Source organism: Streptomyces diversicolor, from assembly GCF_057537855.1.
In genome coordinates this window covers 22,667-30,606 of the sequence record NZ_BAAJXA010000023.1, presented here as the reverse complement: position 1 = coordinate 30,606, position 7,940 = coordinate 22,667, and the positions used below count along the sequence as shown (strand labels likewise).

Here is a 7,940-nt window from a genome sequence, read left to right as displayed (position 1 = left end):
CGAACACCTCCACCCGGGGAACATCCGCCGACGAGTCACGAAAATCGACTTCGAAAACGTTTCGCCGAGTGCGCACGAAGTCCCTCTCATTCAACCTGCAACCGAAGCGATCGAGCAGATCGGCCGCCGTCCGGGAAAACCGGCATGCCCGAAAATCAAGGCTAGCGTTGCAATGCGCGACATCAACTCCCCAACTTGGTAGTCCGGTTCGGACATCCCCGGGAAGTCACACGACCACCAGCATTGGTGATACCGCGCCGGAAGAGATCCGTGCGAATCTCGGCCAGGTATTTTGCCGACGAGAATGGCGCCGCAGTCCGCCCTCATCATTCGGAGCAGACACATCACATGCGCGAGGAAACTGATTACGACCTGGTGGTGGAGACGTCGTCCGGCTCGGTTCAGGGCTTCCTGGACCGGGGCGTGCCGAACTGGCGCGGCGTGCCGTACGGTCGGGTCGGGCATCGGTTCCGGCCACCGGCGCCGGTCGTCCCCGTCGAGCGGATCGACGCACGCCACTGGGGCCCGGTCTCCTGGCAACTGCCGATCATCCCCGGCCAGACGCCCTCCACAGTGCCCCCCGACGCGACCGAGAGCGAAAACTGCCTCAACCTCAACATCTGGTCGCCCGACCCCGACCCGGGCGCACGCAGGCCGGTGCTGATGTGGCTGCACTTCGGCAGCCGTGCCTACGGCAGCGGCAGCACGTCGACCAACGACGTCTGGCACTTCGCCGCCCGGCACGACGCCGTCGTGGTCACCGCGAACTACCGGATCGGGGCCTGGGGCTGGCTCTATCTGGGCGCGCTGGACCCGGACTTCAAGGACAGCGCCAACCTTTCCATGCTCGACCAGATCCAGGCGCTGCGCTGGGTCAAGGAGAACGTGGCCGCCTTCGGCGGTGACCCGGACAACGTCACGTTGTTCGGCCTGTCCTCCGGCTCGTCGGACGTGGCGGCGCTGCTGGGTGCTCCGGCGGCCAAGGGGCTGTTCCACAAGGCGGCGCTCTACAGCGGCGCCCAGCCGCCGATGACCGAGGAGCGAGCCGCCCGGTTCGCCGAGGACTTCCTTGCGTCCGCCGGACCGCTGGCGGCGACGCCGGCGGATCTCGTGCAACTGCCCAACGTGGGGCTGCGCACCATCCATCGGCGGATGCTGAAGCAGGCCACGTCCACGTCCCACGGCCCGGCCATGATCCGGTACGGGCCGTTCGTCGACGGCAACGTCCTGCCCCGCGGCCCGCTCGACTCGCTGGAGACGGGGCTCATGGCCGACGTTCCGCTGCTCGTCTCGAACGTCACTGAGGAGAGCGGGGCGTGGGACGCCTGGAACGCCATCGACACGGCCTACCTGCGCGCGTTCCCCGAGCACGACCAGTCGCTGCCCCACAAGGAGAAGATCGACGCCCTGTCCGAGCTGATCTGGGTGGGACCGGCCAAGAAGCTGCTCGCCGCCCAGCACAAGGGCGGCGCCCCGGTGTGGTACCAGCAGTTCGACTACGCGCCCTCCACCAACTGGCGGACCCTGCTCGCCTATCCCGAGCTGGCGAACCGGCCGGTCCACGGCGCCGACGTGGCCTGCCTGTTCCTCGACCCGGAAGGCACCGCCGGCTCCGACGAGGACCGTGCGGTCGGTGCGCAGGACCAGGCGGCGCTGCTCGCCCTGGCCAGGGACGGGCGGGTGCCATGGCCGCCGTGGACGCCGGAATCACCGGCCCCGCACCGGATCGGCGTACCCGCGGACTGATCCCGTCGACCGCCGGTCAGGGGTTCTCGTAGCAGCCGTCGATCCGGCCACGCGCGAGAACCCCGTCCGCGGCGTCGAGTACGGCGCGCGGCTTGGCCGATTCCGGGTCCGCGCCGCCCGCCACGGCGGTGATCGGCTTCGCCAGCGCGAAGAGCTGGAACACGTACCGGTGCGGGCCGTGCCCCTTGATCGGGTCCGCCCCGAGGTAGCCGCGGCCCTTGCCGGACCGCAGCACCCGCACGCCCGCGGTGGCGCTGTTCCGGTCGAGCGCACCCCGCGCGACGTCGGTCAACGCGGCGTCGAGAAGGAAGACTCCGTGGACGAACGGCTTCGGCAGGGGCACATCCGGGTCCTCGACGACCAGGAGCAGTTGCGCGGTGCCGGCGGGTGTCCCCGTCCAGCTCAGTGCCGGTGAGGTGTTCCGGCCGCCGGACCGCTTCCCGGCGTGCGCCACGGGCATCGGCGCGCCGTGCTCGAAGTCGGGACTGGTCACCCGCACGGTCTCGGGCCCCGCCAGGTTCGGCGTGTTCCAGGCCAGGCCCGTCTCTCCCGCCCGCCGGTTCTTCAGCAACTTCCCGAGCAGTGCCATGAATTCTCCTTGTCTGAACACTCCGGACCCTGGGGCTGACGCGCGAGGGCCACGGGCTGCCGGTGCCGGCCGGCGTCTCGTCGCACCCGTGATGTTCGGCGGGCGGTTCTTGGGCGCTCCGGTCGGCCGTCGGCCGTTTCCGCCGGGCTGCGCACGTGACGCACGATTCCACCATGTCCCGCGACGGAACCGGCATCACCAGTTCCGGCGGTTTTTCGCCACTGCGGGCCCGGGCGGACACCCTCGTACGCCACCAGGACGCCACCGGCCGACCGGGGCCGGTGAGCACACCCTCGGCACGGCCTGTTCACCTGCCGGGCGCGACGTCCCCTTCGGTTCCCGCTGCGGCCGCCCCCGGCGTCAGCGGGGCAGCGCGGCGCTGGTCAGGTCGGGCGAGGTCAGGGTCAGGGTGCTCGGCGCGGAGCGGCGGGCCGGCACGAGGTGCAGGCGCTCGACGCCGTCGACGCCCGGCGCAGGCAGGCCGGCCGCGCAGGCGCACTCGTGCTCGGTGAATCCCGCGAACCGGTAGGCGATCTCCATCATGCGGTTGCGTTCGGTGCGGCGGAGGTCGGCGACCAGGTGCACACCGGCGCGGGCGGCCTGGTCGGACAGCCAGTTCAGCAGGGCCGAGCCGACGCCGAGTGACACGACCCGGCACGAGGTCGCCAGCAGCTTGAGGTGCCAGGCCCGCTCGTGCCGGGCCAGCAGCACGATGCCGACGGCGCCGTACGGACCGAACCGGTCCACCATCGTCACCACCAGGACCTCGTGGCCGGGATCGGCGAGCAGACCGCGCAGCGTCGCGTCGTCGTAGTGCACGCCGGTGGCGTTCATCTGGCTGGTGCGCAGGGTCAGTTCCGCGACGCGGGACAGCTCCTGCTCGGTGGCGCGCCCGATGGTCGTCTCCAGGTCGAGCGTGCGCAGGAATTCCTCGTCGGGGCCGGTGAACTCGGCCCGGCTGGCGTCGCGCTCGAACCCGGCGCGGTACATCTGCCGCCGCCGGCGGGAGTCGACGGTGACGACGGCGGGACTGAACTCCGGTCGCAGGACCAGCCCCGCGGCCTCCTCGGCCGGGTAACACCGCACGTCGGGCAGGTGGTGTGCCACCTCGGCACGCTCGACCGGGTTGTCGTCGATGAAGGCGATCGTGTGGTGCGCGAAGTTCAGCCGCTCCGCGACGGCGCGCACCGACTGCGACTTCGGGCCCCAGCCGATGTGGGGCACCACGAAGTACTCGGCCAGCCCGAACTCCTCCAGCCTCGACCAGGCGTGCTCGTGGTCGTTCTTGCTGGCGACGGACTGCAGAACACCCCGTCCGTCGAGGGTGGTGATCACGTCCCGCACCCACTCGAACGGCCGCACGCCGTCATCTTCGAGCAGGGTGCCGCGCCACAGCGTGTCATCCAAGTCCCAGATCAGGCACTTCACCATCGGCACCGCGGTCATTGCCGTCCCCTCACTGTGCCCGCCCGGCCCCGCACGTGTTCGGCGAGCAGGAGCTGGCAGATCTCGGTGGTGCCTTCGATGACCTCCATCAGCTTCGCGTCCCGGTACGCGCGGGCCACCACGTGGCCGTCGGACGCGGCGGCGGACGCGAGGAGCTGGACCGCGCGGGAGGCCCCGGCGGCGGCCTCGCGGGAGGCGACGTACTTGGCCTGCACCGCGTCGGTGGCGACCTCGGGCGCGCCCTCGTCCCATGACGCGCTGGCGTGCTCACAGACGCGGGTCGCGATCTGCTCGCCGACGTACAGTTCGGCGAGCAGCCGGCCGACGAGCTGATGCCCGGCGAGCGGAGTTCCGAACTGCTCGCGGCGGCCGGTGTGTTCGACGGCCGCCGCCAGGCAGGCGCGCAGGATGCCGACACAGCCCCAGGCGACGGATATCCGGCCGTAGGTCAGTGCCGCCGTGACGACCAGCGGCAACGGCAGCCCGACTCCGCCGAGGACATGGCCGGCCGGCACGCGGACGTGGTCGAGGACCAGGCCGGCGTGCCCGGCCGCACGGCACCCGCTGGGGTGTGGCACCCGCTCGACCCGCACGCCCGGCGTGTCCGCGGGCACCACCACGGCGGTGGTGCCGCCCCGGTAGCCGCCGAACACGAGGAGCAGATCGGCGTAGTGGGCGGCGGTGACCCACACCTTGCGGCCGCAGACCACGAGTTCACCGGACCCGCCGTCGGTGATCGTGGTGGTCATCGCGGCGAGGTCGCTGCCCGCGCCCGGTTCGCTGAACCCGACGGCGGCCAGCTCCCCCGAGGTCAGCCGGCGCAGGAAGTGGTCGCGCTGCCCGGCGGTGCCCAGCCGGCGGATCGCCCACGCGGCCATGCCCTGGGAGGTCATGACGCTGCGCAGCGAACCGCACAGCTCGCCGACCGCGGCGGTCAGCTCGCCGTTGGCCCGGCTGTCCAGTCCCGCGCCGCCGTGCTCGACGCCGACCTGGGCACACAGCACGCCCAGCCCGCCCAGCTCGGCCAGCAGGTCGCGGGGCAGCTCACCGGCGACGTCCCAGCCCGCCGCCCGGTCGCCCACCCGGTCGGCGACGAGCCCGGCCAGGTCGTCGCTCACCGCTCGGCTTCCCGCAGCCGCAGCACCAGCGCGGTCATGGCGTCGACGGTGCGGAAGTTGTCCAGCGCGAGATCCGGACCGGCGATCACGATGTCGAAAGCGGACTCCAGGTGCACCACGAGCTCCATGGCGAACATGGACGACAGGCCGCCGGCGGCGAAGAGGTCCATGTCCCGCGCCCAGGTCTGCCTGGTGCGCTCAGCGAGGAACGCCTGCACGTGCTCGGCCACCGGCTCGGAGGATGTCTTCACGGTTGTGCCTTCCCGTAGTCGTAGAAGCCCCGGCCCGTCTTACGGCCGAGGTGACCGGCGCGGACCTTGTCGAGCAGCAGCTCGCACGGTGCCGCCCGGTGATCGCCGGTGCGCTCGGCCAGCACCCGCAGCGAGTCGGCCAGGTTGTCCAGGCCGATGAGGTCCGCCGTGCTCAGCGGACCGGTCCGGTGTCCGAGGCATTCGCGCATCAAGGTGTCCACGGCTTCGACCGTGGCGGTGCCCTCCTGCACGACGCGGGCCGCGTCGTTGATCATCGGGTGCAGGATGCGGCTGGTCACGAACCCCGGCCCGTCCCCGACCACGACCGGTTTGCGCGCCAGGGCGCCGAGCAGCCGGATGACTGCGGAGAGCGTCGCCTCGCCGGTGCTCGCGCCCCTGACGACCTCGACCGTCGGGATCAGGTAGGGCGGGTTCATAAAATGGGTGCCGATCAACCGCGCCGCGTCCGGCAGGTGTCCGGCCAGCTCATCGATCGGGATGGAGGACGTGTTCGAGACCAGCGGTACCTCGGCGCCGGTCAGTGCGGCGGTCTCCGCGAGCACCTTCGCCTTGAGCGTCAGATCCTCCGTGACGGCTTCGATCACCGCTGTGGCACCGGCCGTGCCGACGAGCGACCCGGTGACGGTCAGCTCGCCGCGCTCGCGGTCCGCCGGCAGCGCGTTCATCAACTGGGCCATGCGCAACTGCGCGGTGACCGCGGCCGGCGCCTGACGGGCTCTGGCCGCGTCGGTCTCCACGAGTGTGACCGGTACGCCGTGCCCCACGGCGAGCGCGCCGATCCCCAGACCCATCGTGCCCGCGCCGAGAACGGCGAGTGAGAAGTCTTCGACCTCGTCGCGCAACATTTGTTTCCTCCACTGGGAACGCTCGGTCGACGGACCGTCCCGTCTTTCCCGGAAAGGTGACGCATGTGTGAGTCACTTTTTTCTGACGAGCGTGATTCCGTCCGCCATCGGCAGCAAGCAGATATCGACTCGCTCGTCGGTGTGCAGCCGGGTGTTCAATTCGCGCACCGAAACGGTGTCGATGTCCGTCACGGCCGGATCGGCGACCCGGCCGAAGAACAACGTGTTGTCCACCACGATCAGTCCGCCCGGGCGCAGCAGGGGCAGCGATTCCTCGTAATAGTGGAGGTAGCCGGCCTTGTCGGCGTCGACGAACACGAAATCGAACTCGGCGCCCTCCTCACGCAGCGCCGCGAGCGTGGCACGGGCGTCGCCGACCCGCACCTCGATCAGGTCCGCCACCCCCGCCTGCTCCCAGAACGGCCTGCCCATGTCGGGCCACTTCGCCGCGATGTCGCAGGTCACCAGCCGTCCGTCGGTCGGCAAGGCACGCGCCATGCACAGCGTGCTGTAGCCGGTGAACGTGCCGATCTCCAGCACGGCGCGGGCGCCGGTGAGGCCGACGAGTAGCGCGAGCAGCTGTCCCTCCTCGGGCATCACCTGCAACGCCTGTGCCGCCGGCACCGTCGCCGTTTCGGCCCGGAGCCCGGCGAGCACCCGGTCGTCACGCAGGGAGGTGGCCCGCACGTAGTCGAGTATTTCCTGGTTCGCGGTGATCTGATGAGCCATGCGGATACTTTCGTGAAATGTCGGAGCGAGTGAGTGCGTTTCCGCGCTGCGGCCGGACCGGAGTCGTCCCGGCCGGCCGTCCCTTCGTCACGTCGGCCGGCCGGTGTGGACGGTCAGGCGGGGATGACGACCCCGAACTCGTCGGCCTGCCTCCGCTGGAACTCGCCGAACTCCCCGTGCAGTTGCCAGCGCCGAGCCGCGCCGCGCAGCGTGCCGGGTTCCCTGGTGCCCCAAGCGGCCTCGAACTCCGGCGGCAGCGGCCTGCTCGACGGCACCGACCACCACATGCGCAGCAGGTGCCGCCCGGTGTCCGCCGCTTCGTTGTCGAACCGCGTCCGGCCGTGCAGCACCAGGTGGTTGTTGATCAGCTGCAGATCACCCGGCTGGAACTCCATGGCGGTGACCAGGTCCGGCCGGGCCGCGATCTCCTCGACCGCCTCGACGGCGCGCCGCTGCCGGTCGGTCAGCCGCGGCGCCGCGGGGTTGTCCTGGCTGCGCAGGATCCGGCGGAGGTAGAACCGCGTCGTGGTCCGCCCCTCGTGACGGCCGAACACCGGGCACAGGAAGAAATCGGGGTGGTGCTCGTCCGGGGAGGCGACGTCGGCGAACGGAATCGGTTCGTACAGCGCGGGCAGCAGCTCGGGGTACACCCACGAGATCTCCCGCCGTACCGCTTCGGCACTCACGACGAGGCTGGTGCCGCCGCGGGCGGCGGCCTGCCGGCACAGCAACCCGACGATGTCCGTCGAGTCGATGTGGAATCCGATGTGCTGGTTCGAGCTGTGCACCCGCAGCGGGCCCGCGCGGCCCTCGTCGCGGATGTCGACCATGTGCGCGTTGGAGTTGTTCTGGATGAGCGGCACCCCGAGGTAGATGCCGAGCCCCCAGTACAGGCGGCGGACCTCGTCCTCGCTCTTCCCGGCGACCGGGATCCCGCGAACCAGCGCGAAGCCCGGCTCGGCCTCCAGCGACCGCAGGATGCGCCGCAGTTTCGGCCCCACCCTCGGTAACGGGAAATCGGCCTCGCCGGCGGCGAAGTCGGACTTGCCGCTCGCGAGCAGCGTGGCGAACGCCTTGTCGATCTCGGCCGCCTCCGGCACGGTCAGCTCGTGCAGCCACGGCTCCTCGTGCGGCGCGCGCGACACTCCGGGTTCCGCGTTCAGCACAGTCGACATCCCTCTTTCGTCCTTTCGGT

8 protein-coding genes are annotated in these 7,940 nt (G+C 70.9%); 1 reads left to right on the top strand and 7 read right to left on the bottom strand.

From position 1 onward, the window contains the following. Positions 1 to 348: 348 nt before the first annotated feature. Complete coding sequence (locus AC27LF_RS26190) at positions 349 to 1,746, top strand: carboxylesterase family protein (RefSeq protein ID WP_479658685.1); 1,398 nt, start codon at positions 349 to 351, stop codon at positions 1,744 to 1,746. Positions 1,747 to 1,762: 16 nt separating this feature from the next. Here AC27LF_RS26190 and AC27LF_RS26185 read toward each other — a convergent pair whose 3' ends face one another. The 7 genes from AC27LF_RS26185 to AC27LF_RS26155 form a co-directional block, all read right to left on the bottom strand. After that, on the bottom strand, positions 1,763 to 2,335 hold the full coding sequence (locus AC27LF_RS26185) for a YbhB/YbcL family Raf kinase inhibitor-like protein (protein ID WP_479658684.1): 573 nt from the start codon (positions 2,333 to 2,335) through the stop codon (positions 1,763 to 1,765). 360 nt (positions 2,336 to 2,695) lie between these two features. Continuing rightward, positions 2,696 to 3,781 carry an HAD-IIIC family phosphatase gene (locus AC27LF_RS26180; protein WP_479658683.1) on the bottom strand — a complete coding sequence of 362 codons (1,086 nt, stop codon included), beginning with the start codon at positions 3,779 to 3,781 and terminating at the stop codon, positions 2,696 to 2,698. After that, positions 3,778 to 4,899, bottom strand: a complete 1,122-nt coding sequence (locus AC27LF_RS26175; RefSeq protein ID WP_479658682.1) for an acyl-CoA dehydrogenase family protein — start codon at positions 4,897 to 4,899, stop codon at positions 3,778 to 3,780. Before AC27LF_RS26175 ends, AC27LF_RS26180 begins: the two co-directional genes overlap by 4 nt. Then, on the bottom strand, positions 4,896 to 5,150 hold the full coding sequence (locus AC27LF_RS26170) for an acyl carrier protein (protein ID WP_479658681.1): 255 nt from the start codon (positions 5,148 to 5,150) through the stop codon (positions 4,896 to 4,898). Before AC27LF_RS26170 ends, AC27LF_RS26175 begins: the two co-directional genes overlap by 4 nt. Beyond that, positions 5,147 to 6,016: a 3-hydroxyacyl-CoA dehydrogenase family protein gene (locus AC27LF_RS26165; RefSeq protein ID WP_479658680.1), complete on the bottom strand. Its 870-nt coding sequence runs from the start codon at positions 6,014 to 6,016 to the stop codon at positions 5,147 to 5,149. Before AC27LF_RS26165 ends, AC27LF_RS26170 begins: the two co-directional genes overlap by 4 nt. Positions 6,017 to 6,088: 72 nt before the next feature. Next, positions 6,089 to 6,745 (bottom strand): O-methyltransferase, encoded by a 657-nt coding sequence (locus AC27LF_RS26160; RefSeq protein ID WP_479658679.1) that lies wholly within the window; start codon positions 6,743 to 6,745, stop codon positions 6,089 to 6,091. Positions 6,746 to 6,858: 113 nt separating this feature from the next. Further along, complete coding sequence (locus AC27LF_RS26155; RefSeq protein WP_479658678.1) at positions 6,859 to 7,920, bottom strand: TauD/TfdA family dioxygenase; 1,062 nt, start codon at positions 7,918 to 7,920, stop codon at positions 6,859 to 6,861. Positions 7,921 to 7,940: the final 20 nt, after the last annotated feature.

Bases quoted from the DNA above. Each gene is read 5' to 3' on its own strand.
- AC27LF_RS26190 (WP_479658685.1), top strand. From the start codon at position 349: ATGCGCGAGGAAACTGATTACGACCTGGTGGTGGAGACGTCGTCCGGC.
- AC27LF_RS26180 (WP_479658683.1), bottom strand. From the start codon at position 3,781: ATGACCGCGGTGCCGATGGTGAAGTGCCTGATCTGGGACTTGGATGAC.
- AC27LF_RS26155 (WP_479658678.1), bottom strand. From the start codon at position 7,920: ATGTCGACTGTGCTGAACGCGGAACCCGGAGTGTCGCGCGCGCCGCAC.
- AC27LF_RS26165 (WP_479658680.1), bottom strand. From the start codon at position 6,016: ATGTTGCGCGACGAGGTCGAAGACTTCTCACTCGCCGTTCTCGGCGCG.
- AC27LF_RS26160 (WP_479658679.1), bottom strand. From the start codon at position 6,745: ATGGCTCATCAGATCACCGCGAACCAGGAAATACTCGACTACGTGCGG.
- AC27LF_RS26185 (WP_479658684.1), bottom strand. From the start codon at position 2,335: ATGGCACTGCTCGGGAAGTTGCTGAAGAACCGGCGGGCGGGAGAGACG.